This window comes from Microbacterium sp. (genome assembly GCF_032084865.1).
Lineage (GTDB): Bacteria > Actinomycetota > Actinomycetes > Actinomycetales > Microbacteriaceae > Microbacterium.
This window is the reverse complement of the sequence record NZ_DAMDLU010000001.1, coordinates 41643-60832: the sequence shown is the minus strand read 5'-3', so window position 1 is coordinate 60832 and position 19190 is coordinate 41643. Positions and strand designations below refer to the sequence as shown.

At 68.2% G+C, this 19190-nt stretch carries 18 protein-coding genes and 1 pseudogene; 7 read left to right on the top strand and 12 right to left on the bottom strand.

What is annotated here, in order from left to right:
• The first annotated feature begins 9 nt into the window (after positions 1 to 9).
• Both RT309_RS00280 and RT309_RS00275 read left to right on the top strand, forming a co-directional pair.
• Complete coding sequence (locus RT309_RS00280) at positions 10 to 912, top strand: VOC family protein (protein ID WP_313354250.1); 903 nt, start codon at positions 10 to 12, stop codon at positions 910 to 912.
• A gap of 39 nt (positions 913 to 951) precedes the next feature.
• A complete protein-coding gene (locus RT309_RS00275; protein ID WP_313354248.1) occupies positions 952 to 1182 on the top strand; it encodes a hypothetical protein in 231 nt (76 codons plus the stop codon).
• Position 1183: 1 nt separating this feature from the next.
• Here RT309_RS00275 and RT309_RS00270 read toward each other — a convergent pair whose 3' ends face one another.
• On the bottom strand, positions 1184 to 1492 hold the full coding sequence (locus RT309_RS00270) for a hypothetical protein (RefSeq protein WP_313354246.1): 309 nt from the start codon (positions 1490 to 1492) through the stop codon (positions 1184 to 1186).
• Between the two features lie 54 nt (positions 1493 to 1546).
• On the opposite strand from RT309_RS00270, the gene RT309_RS00265 reads away from it, so the two are divergent.
• Both RT309_RS00265 and RT309_RS00260 read left to right on the top strand, forming a co-directional pair.
• Complete coding sequence (locus RT309_RS00265) at positions 1547 to 2299, top strand: ribonuclease H (RefSeq protein WP_313354244.1); 753 nt, start codon at positions 1547 to 1549, stop codon at positions 2297 to 2299.
• Positions 2300 to 2321: 22 nt separating this feature from the next.
• Positions 2322 to 2621, top strand: coding sequence for a DUF503 domain-containing protein (locus RT309_RS00260; protein WP_313354242.1), 300 nt, complete (start codon positions 2322 to 2324; stop codon positions 2619 to 2621).
• Positions 2622 to 2625: 4 nt separating this feature from the next.
• On the opposite strand, the gene RT309_RS00255 is transcribed toward RT309_RS00260, so the two are convergent.
• Positions 2626 to 3657 (bottom strand): mechanosensitive ion channel domain-containing protein, encoded by a 1032-nt coding sequence (locus RT309_RS00255; RefSeq protein WP_313354240.1) that lies wholly within the window; start codon positions 3655 to 3657, stop codon positions 2626 to 2628.
• Between the two features lie 86 nt (positions 3658 to 3743).
• Between RT309_RS00255 and RT309_RS00250 the strand changes: the two genes are divergently transcribed.
• On the top strand, positions 3744 to 4127 hold the full coding sequence (locus RT309_RS00250; RefSeq protein ID WP_313354238.1) for a DoxX family membrane protein: 384 nt from the start codon (positions 3744 to 3746) through the stop codon (positions 4125 to 4127).
• Positions 4128 to 4154: 27 nt separating this feature from the next.
• On the opposite strand, the gene RT309_RS00245 is transcribed toward RT309_RS00250, so the two are convergent.
• Together RT309_RS00245 and RT309_RS00240 are read right to left on the bottom strand one after the other, a co-directional pair.
• Positions 4155 to 5135, bottom strand: a complete 981-nt coding sequence (locus RT309_RS00245; RefSeq protein ID WP_313354236.1) for an SRPBCC family protein — start codon at positions 5133 to 5135, stop codon at positions 4155 to 4157.
• A 1-nt stretch (position 5136) separates the two neighbouring features.
• The gene (locus RT309_RS00240; RefSeq protein WP_313354234.1) at positions 5137 to 5514 is read right to left on the bottom strand and encodes a metalloregulator ArsR/SmtB family transcription factor; all 378 of its coding nucleotides are present in this window, start codon (positions 5512 to 5514) and stop codon (positions 5137 to 5139) included.
• 517 nt (positions 5515 to 6031) lie between these two features.
• On the opposite strand from RT309_RS00240, the pseudogene RT309_RS00235 reads away from it, so the two are divergent.
• A pseudogene (locus tag RT309_RS00235) lies at positions 6032 to 6286 on the top strand (MFS transporter); the annotation flags it as partial.
• 91 nt (positions 6287 to 6377) lie between these two features.
• Here the strand turns inward: RT309_RS00235 and RT309_RS00230 are convergent.
• The 5 genes from RT309_RS00230 to RT309_RS00210 all read right to left on the bottom strand — a co-directional run bounded on the left by RT309_RS00230 (position 6378) and on the right by RT309_RS00210 (position 13197).
• Positions 6378 to 7979, bottom strand: a complete 1602-nt coding sequence (locus tag RT309_RS00230) for a gamma-glutamyltransferase (RefSeq protein ID WP_313354232.1) — start codon at positions 7977 to 7979, stop codon at positions 6378 to 6380.
• A gap of 33 nt (positions 7980 to 8012) precedes the next feature.
• Positions 8013 to 9701 carry an ABC transporter ATP-binding protein gene (locus RT309_RS00225; RefSeq protein ID WP_313354230.1) on the bottom strand — a complete coding sequence of 563 codons (1689 nt, stop codon included), beginning with the start codon at positions 9699 to 9701 and terminating at the stop codon, positions 8013 to 8015.
• A complete protein-coding gene (locus tag RT309_RS00220; RefSeq protein WP_313354229.1) occupies positions 9698 to 10546 on the bottom strand; it encodes an ABC transporter permease in 849 nt (282 codons plus the stop codon). Before RT309_RS00220 ends, RT309_RS00225 begins: the two co-directional genes overlap by 4 nt.
• A 71-nt stretch (positions 10547 to 10617) precedes the next feature.
• Positions 10618 to 11574, bottom strand: coding sequence for an ABC transporter permease (locus tag RT309_RS00215; protein ID WP_313354227.1), 957 nt, complete (start codon positions 11572 to 11574; stop codon positions 10618 to 10620).
• A 42-nt stretch (positions 11575 to 11616) separates the two neighbouring features.
• Positions 11617 to 13197: an ABC transporter substrate-binding protein gene (locus RT309_RS00210; protein ID WP_313354226.1), complete on the bottom strand. Its 1581-nt coding sequence runs from the start codon at positions 13195 to 13197 to the stop codon at positions 11617 to 11619.
• Between the two features lie 339 nt (positions 13198 to 13536).
• On the opposite strand from RT309_RS00210, the gene RT309_RS00205 reads away from it, so the two are divergent.
• Positions 13537 to 14637, top strand: a complete 1101-nt coding sequence (locus RT309_RS00205; protein ID WP_313354225.1) for a LacI family DNA-binding transcriptional regulator — start codon at positions 13537 to 13539, stop codon at positions 14635 to 14637.
• Here RT309_RS00205 and RT309_RS00200 read toward each other — a convergent pair.
• Genes RT309_RS00200 through RT309_RS00190 form a run of 3 tightly spaced genes read right to left on the bottom strand, consistent with a single transcriptional unit; the run spans position 14625 to position 19185 of the window.
• Positions 14625 to 16259: a hydantoinase B/oxoprolinase family protein gene (locus RT309_RS00200; RefSeq protein ID WP_313354223.1), complete on the bottom strand. Its 1635-nt coding sequence runs from the start codon at positions 16257 to 16259 to the stop codon at positions 14625 to 14627. The genes RT309_RS00205 and RT309_RS00200 overlap by 13 nt on opposite strands.
• A complete protein-coding gene (locus RT309_RS00195; RefSeq protein ID WP_313354222.1) occupies positions 16256 to 18319 on the bottom strand; it encodes a hydantoinase/oxoprolinase family protein in 2064 nt (687 codons plus the stop codon). Before RT309_RS00195 ends, RT309_RS00200 begins: the two co-directional genes overlap by 4 nt.
• The gene (locus RT309_RS00190) at positions 18316 to 19185 is read right to left on the bottom strand and encodes a PfkB family carbohydrate kinase (protein WP_313354220.1); all 870 of its coding nucleotides are present in this window, start codon (positions 19183 to 19185) and stop codon (positions 18316 to 18318) included. The genes RT309_RS00195 and RT309_RS00190 overlap by 4 nt, the downstream gene beginning before the upstream one ends.
• Positions 19186 to 19190: the final 5 nt, after the last annotated feature.

Here is a 19190-nt window from a genome sequence, read left to right as displayed (position 1 = left end):
AGGAGTGACATGACTCAGAAGATCATCCCCAATCTCTGGTTCGCCGGCGACGCCGGCGACGCGGGCGAGTTCTACAGTTCAGCCCTGCCTCGAACGAGCGCGCACGTCGCGATGCGCTATCCCGATGAGCTGCCCGACTTCCAGAAAGGTCTCGAGGGTGAGCCGGTGGTGGTCGACCTCGATGTCGCCGGGTTCCGCATCACGATGATCAACTCCGACGACACGTTCCGGCCGACGCCGTCGATCTCGTTCATGCTGAACTTCGATCCGCTGCTGTTCGACGGCGATGCCGATGCCGCCCGGGCCGAGCTCGATCGCACCTGGGCCGCGCTGTCCGACGGCGGCCAGGCTCTCATGCCGCTCGGCGAGTACCCGTTCAGCCCGTACTACGGCTGGGTGCAGGACAGATACGGCGTCAGCTGGCAGCTCATGCTCACCGGTCCCGGCGGCGGCCCGCGTCCTTTCGTGATGGTGCAGGTGATGTTCTCCGGCGACGCGCAGAACCGGGCTCGTGAGGCGGTCGACTTCTACCTGTCGCTGTTCGCCGACACCGCGTTCGGCACGGTGGCGGAGTATCCCGAGGCGACCGGCGCCGCCGCTGCGGGCAGCGTGATGTTCGGCGAGTTCCGCATCGGCGAGCAGTGGTTCTCTTTCATGGACTCGAACGTCAGCCACGAGTTCGGCTTCACCCCCGGTGTGTCGCTCGAGATCCGCTGCGCGGACCAGGCCGAGATCGATCATTTCTGGGATGCGCTCTCGGCGGTGCCCGACGCCGAGCAGTGCGGCTGGCTGGTCGACCGGTACGGCGTGAGCTGGCAGGTCGTGCCCGAGAACATGGGCGAGCTGCTGGCGAAGCCGGGGGCGTATCAGCGGATGCTCGAGATGAAGAAGCTGGTGATCGCCGACTTCTGACATCGGGCTGGCGGTGCCGGAGCGGAGGACAATGAAGACATGGGACTGTTCACACAGAAGCCGCAGGAGCCCAGTGCGTGGGCCGCTCTGCCCGGTGAGCCGCTCGACGAGACGAACCCCACCGAGCAGCTCGATGACGCGCCCTCGCTCGATCTGATGGATGTCGGGCTCAGCGCCCAATACTCCACGATCGTCTTCCCGGTGACGGCGCCCGCTCCCGAAGCGGCCGACACCAGCGACACCGGCGAGTCCGGCGACACCGGCGAGTAGTTCAGCGCTTTCGGGCGCGCCGTGACGCGACGAGCAGCACGGCGCCGCCGGCCAGCAGCGCCGCCACGGCGGCGATCCGCATGGGCAGCAGCTCGTCGGTGAAGCGCGAGGTGAACGACACCAGGGCGAGCAGGAATCCGACCGCGAGCAGCACGGCGGCCCCCAGCCAGGCCAGCACGGGCATCCGCCGCCCCGACCTCTGCGATCGAGGAGCGCTCGGGGGCTGCCGGTGGAACGATCGGGCGACGACGATCACGACCAGCGCGATCACGACCACGATGATCACGGTCTTCAGCGCGAATCCGGTCACTTCTCGAGAGTACCGACTGCGGGCGGTGTCTCACCGACGCCCTACGGTTGAAGGATGACGATCACCGCCGCCGCCGACGGCTCCGCCCTCGGCAATCCGGGTCCGAACGGCTGGGCCTGGTACATCGACGACGACCGCTGGGCCGCGGGCGGCTCCCCGCACGGCACGAACAACCAGGGCGAGCTGCGGGCGGTGCTCGAACTGCTGCGCGCGACCGCCGGCGTCGACGAGAAGATCATCATCGAGTGCGATTCGCGGTACGTGATCGACTCGGTGACGAAGTGGATGCCGGGATGGAAGCGCCGCGGATGGCGCAAGGCCGACGGAGCCCCGGTGCTCAACCGCGACCTGCTCGAGGGGATCGACGAGGCGATGCGCGGCCGCGACGTCGAGTTCTCGTGGGTGAAGGGGCATGCCGGGCATCCGCTCAACGAAGCAGCCGACGAGCGCGCGAACGCCGCCGCGAAGGCGTACCAGCAGAAGCAGGAGCCGCGTCGGGGCCCCGGTTTCACGTCTGCGGCGGATGCCGGCGCGTCCCTCGCCGGTGCGATGGCCGTCTCGGCGGCAGCTCCCGCACGACCCACGCCCGACGCCGCTCCGCTCTGGGCCGAGCCAGCTGATCTGCTCGAGGGGCTCGAGGGTTCTTCGACAGGCCCTTCGACGGGCTCAGGACAGGCCGAAGGAACCCAGGCGTCCGACCCGCTCGAGCTGACCGTCTCACTCAGCGCGGCCGAGCACGCGCGGCTGCGCGACCGCGCCGACGCGCAGGGCATCTCTCTCGAAGACGCGCTGCGCCGGCTGATCTGAGCCTGCGTGGCAGACTGACGCCATGTGGATCGGCTGGATCGAGTTCGACATCGTGCTCGGCGATGTCCATTCGCTCAAGCAGAAGCGCAGCATCATCCGGCCGATCATCGCCGATCTCCGCCGGCGCACCGAGGCCGCCGCCGCCGAGGTGGGCGCGCAGGACCTGCACCGTCGCGCGCTGATCGGCGTCTCGGTCGTCGCGACGCACGCGTCGCACGTCCGTGACGTGCTGGACCAGGCAGAGCGGATGCTGGCGGACCAGCATCCCGAGGTGACGTTGCTCTCTACCCGGCGAGGCCTGCACTCCAGCGGCGACGAGTGACGCGTCAGCTCTCGAGGGCGACCCGCGTGCGCGGCAGGGCATCCGGATGCTCGCGCTGCAGCCAGGTCATCATGTGCTCACGCACGGCGCAGCGCAGGGTCCACAGGTCGTCGGAGTCCTTGGCCGAGACGGTGAAACGCACCGTGACGAAGCCGCCCTGCCCGTCGGTGACGGCCACGGCGCTGCTGCGCCGGTCCCATGCCTCGGAGGCCTCCAGCATCGCGTCGAACTCGGCGCGCACGGCATCCATCGGCACCCGCCAGTCGAGATCGAGCAGGACGGTGCCGACGATGGCATCCGACCGGCGGGTCCAGGTCTCGATGACATTCGTGGTGAAGTAGCTGCTGGGGATGACCAGGCGCCGTTCGTCCCAGAGATAGACGACGACGTACGAGAGGTTGATCTCGCCGATCCGGCCGAACTGCTCTTCGATCACGACGACGTCGCCCACGCGGATCGAGTCGGTGAAGGCGATCTGGATGCCGGCGATGAGGTTGCCGAAGATCGACTGCGCCGCGAGTCCGGCGATCACCGAGACGATGCCGGCGGATGCCAGTACGCTCGTGCCCACGACGCGCAGCGACGGGAACGAGAACAGGGCCATGCCCACCGCGATCACCGCGATGAGCACGACCGTGAGCCGCTGGATGATGAGGATCTGCGTGCGCCGGCGACGCAGGTCGGCGCCCGAGAAGGTGACCTTCTCACGAGTGAGCAGCCCCTCGAACGCGAACGACGTGACCGTGGCCAGCAGCCAGGCTCCCGCGAGGATCGTGGCGATCAGCAGCAGGTGCGAGACGGCCGGCCACCATTCCTCGCGCGCCGGCTGGCTGACCGACGCGGCGGTCCAGAGCGCGATGATGAGCACGACCACCGCCCACGGGCGGCCGGCACGACGGTACAGGTCGCGCATCCAGGCGGCCCTGCGACCCACCACCGACGCGATGGCGCGCGGGGCGAGTACGGCGGCGATCGCGGCCGCCAGGGCGATGCCGACGGCGACGGCGGTTCCGGTCCACGAGGTCCAATCGAGCATCCTTCCACCGTAGGCGGCGCCCTGTCGGGTTCCTGAGTGGCGGGTGATCCGGGCCACACGGGCGGCGGCGCGCGTACCATCGGGACATGACGTCACCCGCCCGCATGCTCGCTCGTATCGCCCTCGGCGGCTTCCTCACCTTCGCCGGGGTCAGCCATCTCACGGTCGCGCGCCGTGAGTTCCAGGCGCAGGTGCCCGACTGGGTGCCGGGCGATCCGGATGCGACGGTCGTGGCATCCGGTCTGGTCGAGGTCGGCCTCGGCACGGCGTTGCTGTTCGCGTGGCGTCAGCGCCGGCTGGTCGGGGTGCTGACCGCGCTGTTCTTCATCGTGATCTTCCCCGGCAACGTGTCGCAGTGGACGCATCATCGAGACGGGTTCGGGCTCGACACCGACATGAAGCGCTTCGCGCGGTTGTTCTTCCAGCCGGTGCTCGTGTGGCTCGCGCTGTGGAGCACCCGCCGGGGGTGAGCGGGCCGATCCGGGGGTCCGGTGCCGTCAGACGGTGAGCACCGCCGACTCGAGCCGCTGGTACGAGGCCTCCATGCCGTCGGCCATGCCGGTGGCGAGGATCATGTCGCGTGTCTCCTTGTCGGGGAACTCCATCAGCACGGTGATGAGAGTGGCGCCGTCTTCTTCGTAGAGGGTGAGGTCGTTGAGGATGTCGGGGCCGTCGGTTCCCGACATCCGCTCCAGCTGCACCGCGCGGCGCGGGGCGTCGACGAGAAGCACTTCGCCCTCGAAGCCGAACGGCTCGCCCTCGGTGTCGCCGACCGGCGCCCACTCGTTGCGGTAGCGGTCGCCGGCCTGCAGGCCGACCTCGCAGACGGTCATCTCCCATCCGTCGGGTCCGAGCATCCACCGCTTGATCAGCTCGGGCTCGGTGTGCGCGCGCCAGACCAGATCGCGCGGGCCGTCGACGAGACGCGTGATGCGCACGTGGGTGTCGTCGAGCATCTCGACCTGCGTGCCCTTGCCCTGGGCGTAGTCGCGGAGATCCTGCAGCACGGCATCCAGCTGCGACAGCGCCATGCGGGTGCCCTCGACGGCGCCCATGGCGACGACCTGCTCGAGCGCGTCGAGCGAGACGAAGTGGCTGGTGTTGCGCATGCGGGTGCCGGTGGCGGTGGGTTCGAAGGTGAACTCCATGCGCATCGCGGGCAGGTCATCGTTCGGGTTGCCCTGCTCGTCGGCGAACCCGTCGAGCACCTCGAAGCGGTGCGGCTGCTCGATCGCGAGGAACTCCCAGTACCCGGATGCCTTCTCGCCTCGCGGTCCGTGCATCGTGTAGGTGGCGCGGCCGCCGACCTCGTGATGCCACGAAGTGAAGGTGGCCGGCCAGCCGGGAGGGCCCCAGAACCGGCCGAGCTGCTCGGGGTCGCTGTACACGCCCCAGACGCGTTCGACGGGTGCGGCGAGATCGGCGACGACGGTCATCGTCAGGTTCTCGTGATCGGTGATGATGTCGGTGACAGGCATTTCAGACTCCTTCGTTGGATTCGTCCGAGCCGGCCGAGTCGGTCGGCTTCTCGGCCAGCAGGTCATCGAGCCGGGCGATGCGTGCGCGCCACAGCTCTTCGTATCGGGCGAGAAGCGCCCGCGCACGGGCGATCATCTCGGGGTTCGCGCGGACGAGCCGCTCGCGTCCCTCGGCGCGCTTGACGATGAGGCCGGCCTCTTCGAGGACGGCGACGTGCTTCTGCACCGCCGCGAACGACATCGCGTAGTCGCTCGCGAGGGTGGAGACGGAATGCTCGCGCTCGATCGTCCGCCGCAGGATGTCGCGCCGGGTCGAGATCGCGAGTGCATGGAAAACACGGTCGATCTCCGCTTCGCTGAGTTCTGTTCGTACAACCATTTGGTTGTACGTTATGCCCGACGGATGCCCGTGTCAAGAACTTTCTCGATCGAGCATGCGCCCACGGGGCGACACAGCCAATCTTGTCCCCAAAAAGGGGGACAAAGTCGTCGATTCTTTGTACGTTGCATTCGTACCTGAGACTCAGCTCGTCGGGGACTGGGGACCGCGCCGAGCTGAGACAGGACATCATGCCTCCGTGGTGTAGCCGCGTCGGGGAGACGGCTTGGGAAACCGTGTCCTCGAGGGCGGTAGCGACGAACGGGAGGGGGCGCGCCGCCTGATGGCAACGTCAGGCACATGCGCCCTCATCGGAATCCGAAGCGTCGAGCGCGGCAGAACTGAGAGCGGGACGAACGGGAGGGAAGCATGGTCACTCAAGCGATCCATGTCGCGGACGCGGAAGAACTGCGCTGGCTGCGTGCCGGCTGGCTGAAGCGCGTCCGCGAGCGCACGTCGACGTACTCGGTCGTCACCGCCAGCCTCTTCCTGCTGTTCGGCGTGCTCGGCATCATCAGCTGCGCCGCCGGAGGACGGCGGGCTGGCATCCGGCATCGTGAACACGAGCTACCAGGTGGGATCGGCGGTCGGCCTCGCCGTCGTCTCGGCGATCGCCGCGGCTTTCGGCGCCAGCCGGCTGGGGGATGCCGAAGCGCTCACTCAACGGTACTCGGCGGCGTTCATCGCCGCGGGGGCGCTGGCCCTGCTCGGCGCACTGCTCACGACGGTCTTCTTCCGCGGGCGTCACGCGCGCGGCGGCATCGACGGGTGACGCAGTAGTCGAAACCAGACCGCGGGGGCGGCGGGTCGTGGCCGCCGCTCCCGCTTTCGCCGGGCGCGCGACCACGCGGACGGAAATCAGCCTAGGCCGCGACGGCGACGCCCATACGCCTCGGGTCTCCGCAGGAGCGCATCTCGCCTGTCGCCGGGTCGATGGTGATGCCGTCGAAGTTCCCGGTCATCGAATTCCACGGTCCGATCTCGCGCGTCCACAGGCGATTGCGTTGCGCCCACCGCTGCACGTCAGCGAGCACGTCCGCCGAGAACCCGGACTCGAGTGTCGTACCGGGCACCCAACCGCGGGCCGGATCGTGCGGACGCGCGCCGAAACGTGGCTCGGCCACACTCTGCTCGATCGGCATGCCGAAGTCCATCAGGTTCACGAGGTTCTGAAGGACGCACGCCACCAGCGACACCGAGGGGGAGCCCGAGGCGATCACCGGCACTCCGTCGCGCAGCACCATGCTCGGAGCGAGGTAGATCGTCGCCCGCTCCCCCGGCTGCGGCATCACGCGCTGGAAGAAGGAGCCGCCGCCGGCGAGCTGGAAGCCCTCCGCGTACAGGCCGTTCACCCAGGGAGACGCCATGTGCGAGTGCGTCAGTGTGGCCACGTTGTGATCCGCGTCGACGACGGACAGGTGAATCGTCCCCGGCGTGGGCGGCGCCGCACCGAGGGGGCCGGCGAGCGTGTTCAACAGTGCGAAGCGCTGACGGCCGTACTCCTTCGACAGCAACACGTCCATGAGTCGGTCATCGTCACGGAAGCGCCGTTCCCGCGGCGCCGCATAATAGACGGCGTTGTGCACCGCGATCAGGGCGGAGAGGGTCTCCGGCGACGAGCTGGCCGGTCCGAGCGCGGCGAGATCCAGATTCTCGAGGATGTTGAACGCCTCGACGAGCTGAAGACCTCCGTCATCCGGGGGTGCCGAGCCGATGAGCTCGAAGCCGCGATACGAGCCGCGCACCGGGTTCGCCCACTCGGGTTCGTAAGCCTCGAAGTCGGCGAGCGTGATGACACCGCCGTCTCCATCGCTCTCCGCGCAGAATGCGCGGGCGAAGTCGCCCCGGTAGTAGCTCATCCCCTCGTCGCGCAGCCTCTCCAGGGTGCGGGCGGCGCGCTCCTGCACGAGCGGCTGTCCCGGCCCGATGAGCGAACCGTCGCGGAAGAACATCTCGCGGGACTGCGGATGCCGGCCGAGGTTCTGTCGTGCGTTGTACATCTCCCCGAACAGGTAGGGAGAGACGGCGAAACCTTCCCGCGCCGCGTCGATCGCCGGAGCGAGCAGTCGGCCCACCGGCATCGTTGCGAAGCGATCGTGCGCGGCGGCGAACGCCGGCCACCAGCCGGGCACCGGCACACCGCGGGCGCGGGTGAGATCCGCGCCGCCGAAGTCCGCAAGCTCGGCCAGCGGAGCGTTGATGTTGCCGGAGAGGTACGACGCCCGCCCGCTTGCGGCCTCACGGTAGACGAGCGAGATGCCGCCGGTGAGAGAGGTCATGTGGGGCTCGGTGATCAGCTGCGTCGCCGCGACGGCCAGAGCCGCATCGAGCGCGTTCCCGCCCTCCCGCAGCACAGCGGCACCCGCCTCGACGGCGATGGGCTCGGAGCTGACCACCATGCCCCGTGTGCCGACAGCGACCGGCTTCGGACCGAACCGGCCGGGGGTCGCATACTCGCTCTTCAACGGCGTCTCCTCGTGTTCACGCTTCCGAGCTCATCACACGCTGCCCACACCACGCCGCGCACGCTGCGCGACCGGGTCGGGCACGGGAATCGCTCCGAGCAGGGTTCTCGTGTACTCGTTCTCGGGATCGTGGATGACGGCGTCGGTCGCGCCGCTCTCCACCACTTGCCCGTCCTTCATCACCAGAACTCGATCGGAGATCGTGGAGACGACGTACAGGTCGTGGCTGATGAAGATGCATGCGAAGTTGTGCTCCCGCTGCAGCCGCGCCAGCAGTTCGAGGACGGTCACCTGCACCGTCACATCCAGCGCCGAGGTCGGTTCGTCCGCGATGAGGACGTCCGGCCGATGCGAGACCGCGCGCGCGATGGCCACGCGCTGGCGCTGACCGCCCGAGAGCTCGTGGCGCCGGCGATCGATCCACGCGGGATCCAGATCCACGTCCGCGAGCAGCTCGCCGGCGCGCCGACGCAACTCGCCCTTGTCGCGGACGGTTCCGCTGCGCCACAGCGGCTCGGTGACGACCCGCCAGAGCGGAAGGCTCGGATCCAGCGAGGACGTCGGGTCCTGGAACACGACTCCGAGCCGGGACAGCGCCTTGCGGCGGCGGCGTCCGCGCAGCCCCACCAGTTCGACGCCGGACAGCGACACCGATCCGCCGGTCACCGGAGCGAGGCCGAGGATCGCCCGAGCGATCGTGGACTTGCCCGAACCGGACTCGCCGACGATGCCCAGCGTCTCGCCGCGCGCGACACTCAGATGCGCCCCGCGAACGGCGGCCCGGCGGTTCTCCTCGGTCCGCGGGCGACGCAGACCCGAGCGGCGGTACTCCACGAGCAGATCGCTGACCTCCAACGCCACCGGCTCCGCGGCATCCACCTCGACAGCCGCCTCCTGGACGACGTCCGGCTCGCGAACGGCGGGTTGCCGCTCATCCTCGCCGTGCAGGGCCCGGGCGGCCGACAGCAGTGAGCGGGTGTACTCGTGCGTCGGGTTCTCGAAGATCGAGTAGACGTCGCCGGTCTCCACGACCTGACCGTTGCGCATCACGACCACGGAGTCGGCGATGTCCGCGACGACGCCCATGTCGTGCGTCACGAAGACCATCCCCATGCGCTCACGCTGGACGAGCTCACGGAACATGGCCAGCAGGTTGCGCTGGGTGGTGACGTCGAGTGCTGTGGTCGGCTCGTCGGCGATGAGAAGCGCCGGCTTCCAGGCGACCGCGCCCGCAGCCATGATCCGCTGGCGCTGCCCGCCGGAGAGCTGGTGCGGATAGCGCTGCAGAAGGTCGTCGTAGCCACCCAGCCCGACGAGGTCGAGCAGCTCCTGGGGCTCACGGCGCGGTCCGCCGGTGTGGTCCTGATGCGCACCGATGGCTTCGGCCAAGAAGTCGCCGATGGTGTGCAGCGGGTTGAGCGCTGTCATCGGCTCCTGGTAGACGCATGCGATCTCGGCGCCGCGGTAGCGGCGCATCTCGCCCTCGGAGGCACCGACCAGTTCGGTGCCCTGGAAGCGGATCGAACCGTGGCGGGTCACGCCCTGCGGCAGCAGAGCGGGGATCGCCATGGCCGTCATGGACTTGCCGGCGCCGGATTCGCCGACCAGCGCCACGACCTCTCCGGGCGAGACCGTGAAGGAGACGCCCCGCACGAGCTGCTTGTCGGCGACGTCGATGCGAAGGTCCGAGACCGAGAGCAGTACCTCGTCGCGCGCGTTCATGCGTTGACTCCCTGTCCGAGCGAGATGTCGTTCGGGCGCGCGGCTGCGTTCTTCCGTGCCGGGCGCCGCTTCCGTGTGACCCCGCGAGGGTCGAGGAGATCCCGAACCCAATCCGCGACGTATCCGAGTGAGACCAGCAGCGCGACGAGCACGATGCTGGGGATGAGCAGCTGCCACGGGCTCTGCATGAAGTACTGCTGTCCGGTCGCGATCATCAGACCGAGCGAGGGACGCGGTGGCGTGATGCCCAGACCGAGGAAGCTGAGTCCGGACTCCAGACCCACGGCGAACGCGAGCGTGAGGAAGCCCTGAGCGAGCACCAGCGGCCCGACGCCGCGCAGGAGCGGCCCGCTGATGATCTGCCAGCGCGTACCGCCGAACAGCTCGGCCGACTCGACGTACAGCGACTGCCGCAGCGAGAGCACCTCACCATATGCGAGCCGCGCGAACGTGGGGAAGAACGCGATCGCGCAGACGGCCACGACGGTGAGGTCGCTGGCGCCGTAGAGCGAGACGATGAGCATCGCGAAGACGAGGTTCGGAAACGCGAGCACGACGTCCACCACGCGCATCAGGAGCAGATCGGCGAAGCCGCGGAAGTACGCGGCGAGGATGCCGATGAGCGTGCCGACGAGGGCGGCGAGCAGCGTACCCGATGCGCACACGATGATCTCGGTGCGCAGACCCACCACGAGGCGGGCGAACGTGTCGCGCCCGAGGTTGTCGGTTCCCAGTGGATGCCCTGCGGCGCCGATCGGTGCGAAGGCGTCCGCGACGTCCTGCGCCAACGGGTTGACGGTGCTGAACAGCGGGTAGATGAAGATGAACAGGACCACCAGGGTCATCACGCAGCTCGTGATGAAGAGTCCGGGGCTGGACCTGTGCCAGATCGTTCGGAAGGCGCTTCTCATCGGAATCACCCCTCCACTCGGGGGTCAAGGAATCGGTAAAGGAGGTCGACGAGGAGGTTGGTCAGGATGAACACCACGGCGAACAGGATGACGATGCCCTGGACCAGCGGATAGTCGCGACCGTTGATGGCATTCAGCAGCGTGCTTCCGATACCCGGCCAGTTGAAGACCTGCTCGATCAGCACGGTCGCGCCCAGCAGTCCGCCCAGCTGCAGCCCCGAGACGGTGACCACCGGGTTGATCGCATTGCGGAAGACGTGGCGGCGGAACACGCGTGCACGCGGGAGTCCCATGCCGCGGGCCGTGCGCACCCAGTCCTCACGACGAACGGAGAGGATGGAGGTCCGCGCGACCCTCCCGACGATGGCGAGGAACCCGAAGGACAACGCCAGGCTGGGCAGGAACGCGTGGTACAGGAACGGCCCGATCCCCTCCTCCGGGGCTCGGTATCCCAGCGAGGGGAACCAGCCCAGGCTCAGCCCGACGATGAGCGACAGGAAGATCGCGATCACGAAGCCGGGCGTCGAGACCGCCACCGAGATGAGTCCGGACAGCACGCGGTCGAGCACGCTCCCCGGCCAGTTGCCGGACAGAACGCCGAACGCGAGGCCGACGATGCCGCCGATGATGAGCGCGATGAACACGAGAGTGACGGTGTTGCCCAGCGGCGACGCGATGATCTCGGTCACCGGGGTGGAGTACTTGATGGAGTTGCCCAGGTCGCCGCGCAGCAGATCGCCGAGGTAGGTGACGTACTGCAGCAGGATGGGACGGTCCAGCCCGAGCTCCTGTTCCAGGGCGGCGACGGCGGCGGGATTGACGTCCCCGCCGCCGGCGCCACCTTGCAGGATGATCGATGCGGGGCCGCCCGGGACGGCGCGCACGGCCAGGAAGACCAGTGTCACGACGCCCCAGACGGTGACGACACCCAGTCCGAGTCGAAGCAATATGTAGCGAATCATTGAGAACCCATTCGAATCAGAGGGTGCCGTGCGCAGCGCGACTCATTCGGTGAGACGCGCTCCGGCCAGGCTGTACATCGAGGAATAGACGATCGGTCCGTTGAGCATCTCGAAGCCTTCGAGCGCGTCGGTGTAGGCGTAGGCCGCCGTCCCCTGTCCCCACGTCACGAACGGCACGTCCTCGAGGTAGATCTCTCCCAGTTCATGGTAGATCTCGGCACGTTCGGGGCCGTCCGGGGTCTGCGCGCCCTTGTCGAGCAGTTCGGCGTAGAGGTCCTGGTTGATGCCGAAGCTGCGCACGAAGGTCGGACCGCCGATGAACGCACCGGTGATGGAGGACGGGTCGTTGATCGCCGCGGGCGGACCGCCGATCATCAGGTCGTACGAGCCGTTGTTGCCCTTGGCGATCATGTTGGCGTAGTCGCCCGTCTCGATCTCCGCGGTGATGCCGATCTTCTCGAGGTCGCTCTTGACGACCTGCGCGCGCTCGCTGTGACCGAAGTACTGCGAGTTCGTCAGCAGCGTGAGGTCGATGCCGCCGTCGGGGAAGCCGGCCTCCGCCAGCAGCTCCTTCGCCTTGTCGAGGTCCTGCGCGTAGTGCGTGGCCTGCTCTTCGTCGTAGTACTCGCTGTCCTCCGAGATGGGCAGTCCGCCGCTGGCGGTGCCGTACCCGAGGGTGCCGACCTCGTTGAGGGCGTCCAGGTCGAGGGCGTATGCGATCGCCTGGCGCACCTCGGGGATCGCGACCGGACCCTCGGTCAGGTTGAACTGGAGCGCACCATAGAGACCGTGGGCCGTGTCGAGCGTGACGCCGTTCGTCTTCTCGATCGTCGCGTAATCGGTGGCCGGCACATAGTCGATGAACTGCACCTGGCCGCTGACCAGAGCCTTCACGCGGGTCTGCGCGTCAGCCATGAAGATCATCTCGATCTCCTCGAGCTCGACGGAGTCCGCCTCGTAATAGTTGGGGTCGGCCTCGAGGGTGTACGAGACGCCCTTCTTGTAATCGGTCACCATGAACGGGCCGGCTCCGACGGGAACGCCGTTCGCGTCGACCGGCTCCTCGGGAACGATCGCGTTGAGCGGGTTGGCGATGATCTTGGGCAGTGCCGTCTGCGGCTCTGCGAGCGTGAGCACGACCGTCGTGTCGTCCGGGGCCTCGATGGCGGCGATGTTCGCGAACGACGTCTGGTCTGCGGCGCCGTTCTCGGGCACCGCGAGGTACTCGTAGGTGCGCTTCACGTCGGCTGCGGTCAGCGGGTCTCCGTTGGAGAACGCGAGCCCGTCGCGAAGCGTGAAGGTGTAGGTCAGGCCGTCTTCAGAGACCTCGTAGTCGGAGGCGAGCGCGGGGACGACGTCGCCGTCCGGGCCGTACGAGAGCAGGCCGCGGCGCACCAGCGTGATGAGCTGGCGGTTGGCGGAGCCCTGGTCCACGCCGGTCTTGAAACCGGGAGGCTCGGCGGAGAAGCCGATCGTGAGGGTCTGGTCGACAGCTGCATCCGTGCCGCCGGCGCTCGAATCGCCGGCGCAACCGGTCAGGCCCAGGCCGAGCACGAGTGCGGTGGCTCCGGCGACGACGCCGAGCCGTGCACCGCGCCGAGGGCGGATGTTGAGAGTATTCATGCCGTGAATCCGTCTCTTGAGGGCCCGAAGGGGCCGAGGGGAAGAGAAAGTAGTGCTCGGCTGCGATGCCGAGTGCCGGGACCAGGGAGTCATGAGCTGTTCGGGCGCTCACTCACCCGCTCGCCGGGGTTCTGCGGTGAACCTCCTCCTGTCTTCGTCGGTTCGGGAGAAAAGTGGGACACGCTCTTTTTGGGAACGTTCCCGGTAGGTTTTGTCCCACTCTTACGCACGTTGGGAACGATGTCAATATCATGAGGGAAGATTTACCAGACGGTGATCGTCGGGGCGGCTGCGAATGGCCCGTCCGCTACGATGCCATCGACCGAACAGGAGCGATGCATGGCGCACGGAGCAGTGACGATCATCGACGTCGCGCGAGAAGCAGGGGTGTCGAAATCGGCGGCCGCCCGGGTGCTCGCGCAGAAGGGATCGGCGAGCGAGAAGACGCGGACCAAGGTCCTCGAGGCGGCGGATCGCCTGGGGTACCGTCCGAACCAACTGGCTCGCGCCATGAAGTCGGGCACCACGAACATCATCGGCATCGTCGTCCCGGACGTCGCGATCCCCTTCTTCTCGGCGGTGCTGCGCGGTTCGGCCGACACCGCCCGTGCTGCCGGGTTCGAGGTGCTCGTCAGCAACACCGACAACGACGCCGACATCGAGGATCGCGCATTGGAACTGCTGGCTGAGCAGCGCGTGGACGGCGTGATCATCGCGCCCGTCTTCCAGCCGGACCCCGCCGCGATCACGCGGTTGTGCGAGGAGGGGATGCCGATCGTCCTTCTCGATCGCCGGATGCCGGGGCTCGAGCACCTTCCGCTGGTCTCGGTGGACCACGTCGACGCGTCCGAGCGCGCCGTCCAGGCGCTCATCGACGAGGGGCACCGGCGCATCGCGCTTGTCACCGAGGCTTCTCAGGTGCATTCCACCCTGAAGGACTTCACCGACCGGCCGGCGGAGGACGTCGATCTGTCGCTGCTCCGACCCTCAGCCCAGCGCTTGGTGGGGTACCTCCGCGCGCTGGGTCGCGCCGGGCTCGACATCGACGAGCGCCTGATCATCCGCTCCAGCTACACCACGGCGGATGCCCAGAAGGCGGTGGAGGCGTTCCTGGAGACGGGAATCGAGGCCTCGGCGCTGCACGCCACCGACGCCGTGCTCAGTTCGGGTGCCTATCGAGCGCTGCGAGCTCGGGACGTGGCGATCCCCGATGACCTTTCCTTCATCGGGTTCGACGATCAGGACTGGACGACGATGGTGCAACCCGCGGTCACCGTGGTGGAGCAGCCGCGTCAGCGGCTGGGCGCCACGGCGACCACGGCGCTGATCGGGATCATCCGGGGAGCGGCGGCGGAGTCGCGCCCGCAGATGCTCACTGCTGAGCTTCTGGTGCGCGACTCCGTCGCCGCCGCCGCACGGGCGACGAGTCAGCTCCGATAGCTGCGGGCCGTCTCCGGGGAAACGCGGCCATCCTGCACATCGGCCTGAAGGGCTTCGTCCACTCTGGCCGAAGGATCGCCATAGCCGCCGGCGCCGGCCGTCTCGATGGACGCCCACTGACCAGGCTGCAGAACCGTGTAGCCGTGATCGATGGGCCGCGCATCCTCGCTGAGCACGCAGCGTGCCGAAGCGCCGGGACCGCCACCGAACACTCCCCAAGGCTGCGACTTCTGACGACTCGTGTCGAGCCAGAAGTGCACGTCCTCGGCTTCGGCCCGGATCCGGCGCCGAATGCCCATGCCGCCGCGGTACTCACCGGTGCCGCCGGAGTCCTCGATGAACTCGTACGCCTCGACCATGAGCGGGTACTCGGTCTCCAGGCTCTCGACCGGCAGGTTCGAGGTGTTCGTCATGTGCACCTGGACGCCGTCCAGGCCGTCCTTGTTGTACCGGGCTCCGCTACCGCCGCCGATCGTCTCGAGGTACACGAAGTCGCGCCCGCGTGCGTTGTCACGGCCGGAGAAGTGCACCCCGGTGTTGGCGCCGTTGGACGCCCCGGTCACGCGCTCGGGCACGGCGGGAGCCAGCGCCCCCTGGATCAGATCGACGATGCGCTGACACGTCTCGCTGCGGCCGTTGACCGCGGCGGGGGCCGAGCAGTTGATGATCGACCCCTCCGGCGCCTCGATCGTGATCGGTCGGTAGAGCCCCGCGTTGGGGGCGATATCCGAATCGATCAGTGTCTTGATCGTGTAGTACACCGCAGCGTACAGACCGGTCCAGACGACGTTCACACTCGCCCGGACCTGGGGAGGGTTGCCGGCGAAGTCGAAGAGCATCCTGTCGCCGCTGACCACGATCCGCACCCGCAACGTGAGCTCTTCGTCCAGCTCGGGGCAGTCGAACTTGTCCTCGAACGTGTACTCGCCGTCGGGGAACTCGGAGATCGCGACGCGCGTCCGGCGCTCGGTGTAGTCGAGCAGCTCCGCCCCGATGGCACGCACGACGTCGGCACCGTAGCGCTCGCACAGCTCGGTGTACCGCGTCACGGCCACCCGCAGCGCCGCCTCCTGCGCACGCAGGTCGGCGATGCGCTCTTCGGGGATCTGGCAGTTGAGCAGGATGAGTTGAAGGAGCTCGTCCTGACGCACCCCTTCGCGCACCAGGTGGACCGGAGGGATGCGGATCGCCTCCTGGAAGATGTGCGCGTGACCCCGATCGCCGAAATCGGCGTGGTGGGCCAGCGTCGCCGCCCAGGCGGAGAGCTTGCCGTCGATGAAGATCGGCGTCGCCAGCACGATGTCGGGGAGGTGCGAGCCTCCGCCGGTGTACGGGTCGTTGCCGATGAACACGTCGCCCGGGCGGATCTTGTCGAGGGAGTACTGCTCGCGCAGCGCCGACACGATGCCCATGAGCGAACCGAGGTGCAGGGGTGAGCCACCCTCATCTTGGGCGATGGCCTGCCCCTCGGCATCGAAGAGGCTCGCGGTGCAATCGCGGCGCTCCTTGATGTTCGGCGAGAAGGCCGCCTTCACCAGCGTCTCGCTCATCTCCTCGACGATGGTCGACAGGGCGGACCCGACGACCTCGACGAGCACGGGATCCAATTCGATAGCGGTCACTTCTGCTCTCCGATCTCCACGATGAGGTTGCGGTATTCGTCCACACGGCACACGTCCGACGGCAGCAGGACGGTCGTGGTGTCCATCTGCTCCACGATGGCCGGCCCGGTGAAGACATCGCCGGGGGTGAGCAGTGCACGGTCGTAGACCGGTGTGTCGACGTATCCGGCGACGGGGTCGAAGCAGGTGCTCCGAGTCTCGACGACGGCCTTCGCCGGGTCGGACGGACTGATCTCGTCGCGTCGCAGATCCACGTGCGGCGCGGAGCCGGAGGCCTCGAGTCGGAACGTGACGACCTCGACAGCGGCATCCTCTGAACGGTATCCGTAGACGCGCTCGTGCGCCTCGTGGAACAGCTCGATGACGGCATCCGCCCCATCCGCAGCGAAGCGGTGGCCCGCAGGAACCTCGACGGCGAGCTCGAAGTTCTGACCGCGGTACCGCAGGTCCATGCGTCGACGCAGGGTGCGTCCGCTCTCTTCGACCTCCTCTTCGACGAACCACTCCGCCGCGCGAGCGGCGAGCTCGTCGAAGACGTCGTCCACGGCTGCCGCCGTGGTGTCGTCCACCGCGGTGATCAGCGTGCGCATGAAGTCCGTCTTGACGTCGGTCATGAGCAGGCCCAACGCCGACTGCGCGCCCGGGATCTCGGGGATCACGATCGTGCGCATGCCCAGTTCCCGCGCGAGACGCGAGGCGTGGAGAGGACCGGCACCGCCGAAGGGAACCAGCGCGTAGTCGCGCGGGTCGTATCCGCGCTGCACGCTGACCACGCGGATCGCGCGCGCCATGTTGGCGGTGACCACGCGAAGGATGCCGAGGGCGGTCTCCTCCACGGACAGTCCCAGCAGCTCGGCCAGGCGCTGGACGGCGGCCACCGAGGCGGAACGGTCGATCTTCATCTGTCCGTTGAGCAGATACTCAGGGTTGAGCATCCGCAGCACCACGTTCGCGTCGGTGACGGCGGCGTCGACGCCGTTGCCGTAGCACGCAGGCCCGGGGAAGGCGCCCGCGCTCTGGGGCCCCACCCGCAGGTGGTTACCGCTGTCGATCCAGGCGAGGGAGCCGCCACCCGCGCCGACCGTGTGGATGTCGAGCATGGGCGAGCGCACCGGTCGCCCATCCAGCTCCATCCCCGCGGTGACCTTCGGGCGTCCCTCCTGAACGAGCGAGATGTCGGAGGAGGTTCCGCCCATGTCGAACGTGATGATGTCGTCGAAACCGGCGGCCGAGCAGATCTGCGCCGCCCCCACGACACCGGTGCTGGGCCCGGAAAGGACCAGGCGGACCGGCAGCGACTCGGCGGTCGAGAACGGGATCACCCCGCCGTTGCTCTGCGTGACATGCGGGACGGCGGTCAGGCCGCGGTCGGCGAGCACCCCGCGCAGACGGGCGAGGTAGTTCGCGACGACCGGACCCACGTAGGAGTTGGTGACGACAGTGGACAGGCGCTCGTACTCCCGGAACTCAGGGAGCACGTCACAGGAGAGCGAGACATAGACCTCGGGCATCTCCTCGCTGATGATCTCGCCGATGCGTCGCTCGTGGTCGGCGTTCAGGTAGCTGTACAGCAGACACACCGCGATCGATTCGACCCCGGCATCCTTCAGCTCCCGGACCGCACGGCGGACGTCGTCCTCATCCAGCGGGGTCTCGACGGCGCCGGTGTGACGCACGCGCTCGGTGACCTCCTTGCGCAGATGCCGTGGCACCTGCGGTTCGGGCTTGTCCGCCTGGGGGTCGTACATGCTCGGGCGGCGGCCGCGTCCGAGCTCGAGCAGGTCACGGAAGCCGCGCGTGGTGATGAGGCCGGTCCGCGCGCCTCGTCCGGTCAGTAGAGCGTTCGTGCCGACCGTCGTGCCGTGGGCGAAGTACCCGACCTCGTCGATCGTCCGGGAGCCGATCTGGTCGAGGATGGCCTCGACGCCCTCGACGATCGCGCGTCCCGGGTCGTCGGGCGTACTGGAGACCTTGCGCACGTGCACGCGCCCCGTGCCCTCATCGAAGGCGCACACATCGGTGAAGGTGCCGCCGGTATCCACTCCGATGCGCAAGCTCATGCCGTCACCGCTTCCTGATCGTCGTTGCTGTTGTCATTCGTTCCATGCTCACGCCGAACGGCCTCCGCGTCGAACGGGATGCCCCGCTCGAACGCTCCGTTCACCTGGCACACCTGCGCAGCCTGCGCGCTGGCGGCGACGAGGGTCGATCGCAGATCGCGCCCCGCCCCGATGCCGACCAGCACGCCCGCGATGAACGCGTCGCCCGCGCCCAGCGTGTCGCGCACGTGCACGCGGTCGGCCTCCTGGTGCAGGATGCCGTCGGCGGACCCGAGCAGCGCTCCCTCGGATCCGCGTGTCACCAGAGCGTATTCCGCTCCGGCGTCCAGCACGCGACGGACCAGCAGTCCGGCCTCCTCCTCGCCGAGATGACCGCCGGAGAAGCTCGCCAGATGCAGGTGAGGGAGGTAGGGCTCGGCGTCGCGAGGATCGAACCGGCTGCCGAAGTCGAACGACACCTGTGCGCGCTCTGCCATCTCGGGCACCCGGCTGAGCAGGGTGCCCGCGTACCCGGAGTGCACGATGTCGTACTCCTCCATCGCCTTCAGGTGAGCGTCCTCCAGTTCGAAGAGCGCTGTCGTGCGATCGGATCGGAGGAACACCCGGTCGTTGCCGACCAGTTCGACATCTGCTGTCGCGTTGGGAGCCTGCACGACGCGCGTGAGCGTGGTGTCGACGTGCTCCGCCCGCAACGCGCGCAGGATCTGTCGGCCCGCAGCGTCGTTGCCGAGCACACCGAGGTAGCCGGCTCGTGCCCCGAGCCTGGCGGCGAACACGGCGACATTCACCGCGTTGCCGCCCGGATACATCATCGCCTGATGCAGGTATCTGTCGGCGACGTTGTCACCGGCACCGAGGACTCTCATGGGAA

Excerpts from the sequence above, each read along its gene's own strand:
- RT309_RS00280 (WP_313354250.1), top strand. The coding sequence starts at position 10 with ATGACTCAGAAGATCATCCCCAATCTCTGGTTCGCCGGCGACGCCGGC.
- RT309_RS00275 (WP_313354248.1), top strand. The coding sequence starts at position 952 with ATGGGACTGTTCACACAGAAGCCGCAGGAGCCCAGTGCGTGGGCCGCT.
- RT309_RS00265 (WP_313354244.1), top strand. The coding sequence starts at position 1,547 with ATGACGATCACCGCCGCCGCCGACGGCTCCGCCCTCGGCAATCCGGGT.
- RT309_RS00260 (WP_313354242.1), top strand. The coding sequence starts at position 2,322 with ATGTGGATCGGCTGGATCGAGTTCGACATCGTGCTCGGCGATGTCCAT.
- RT309_RS00255 (WP_313354240.1), bottom strand. The coding sequence starts at position 3,657 with ATGCTCGATTGGACCTCGTGGACCGGAACCGCCGTCGCCGTCGGCATC.
- RT309_RS00250 (WP_313354238.1), top strand. The coding sequence starts at position 3,744 with ATGACGTCACCCGCCCGCATGCTCGCTCGTATCGCCCTCGGCGGCTTC.
- RT309_RS00245 (WP_313354236.1), bottom strand. The coding sequence starts at position 5,135 with ATGCCTGTCACCGACATCATCACCGATCACGAGAACCTGACGATGACC.
- RT309_RS00240 (WP_313354234.1), bottom strand. The coding sequence starts at position 5,514 with ATGGTTGTACGAACAGAACTCAGCGAAGCGGAGATCGACCGTGTTTTC.
- RT309_RS00225 (WP_313354230.1), bottom strand. The coding sequence starts at position 9,701 with ATGAACGCGCGCGACGAGGTACTGCTCTCGGTCTCGGACCTTCGCATC.
- RT309_RS00220 (WP_313354229.1), bottom strand. The coding sequence starts at position 10,546 with ATGACCCTGGTGGTCCTGTTCATCTTCATCTACCCGCTGTTCAGCACC.
- RT309_RS00215 (WP_313354227.1), bottom strand. The coding sequence starts at position 11,574 with ATGATTCGCTACATATTGCTTCGACTCGGACTGGGTGTCGTCACCGTC.
- RT309_RS00210 (WP_313354226.1), bottom strand. The coding sequence starts at position 13,197 with ATGAATACTCTCAACATCCGCCCTCGGCGCGGTGCACGGCTCGGCGTC.
- RT309_RS00205 (WP_313354225.1), top strand. The coding sequence starts at position 13,537 with ATGGCGCACGGAGCAGTGACGATCATCGACGTCGCGCGAGAAGCAGGG.
- RT309_RS00195 (WP_313354222.1), bottom strand. The coding sequence starts at position 18,319 with ATGAGCTTGCGCATCGGAGTGGATACCGGCGGCACCTTCACCGATGTG.
- RT309_RS00190 (WP_313354220.1), bottom strand. The coding sequence starts at position 19,185 with ATGAGAGTCCTCGGTGCCGGTGACAACGTCGCCGACAGATACCTGCAT.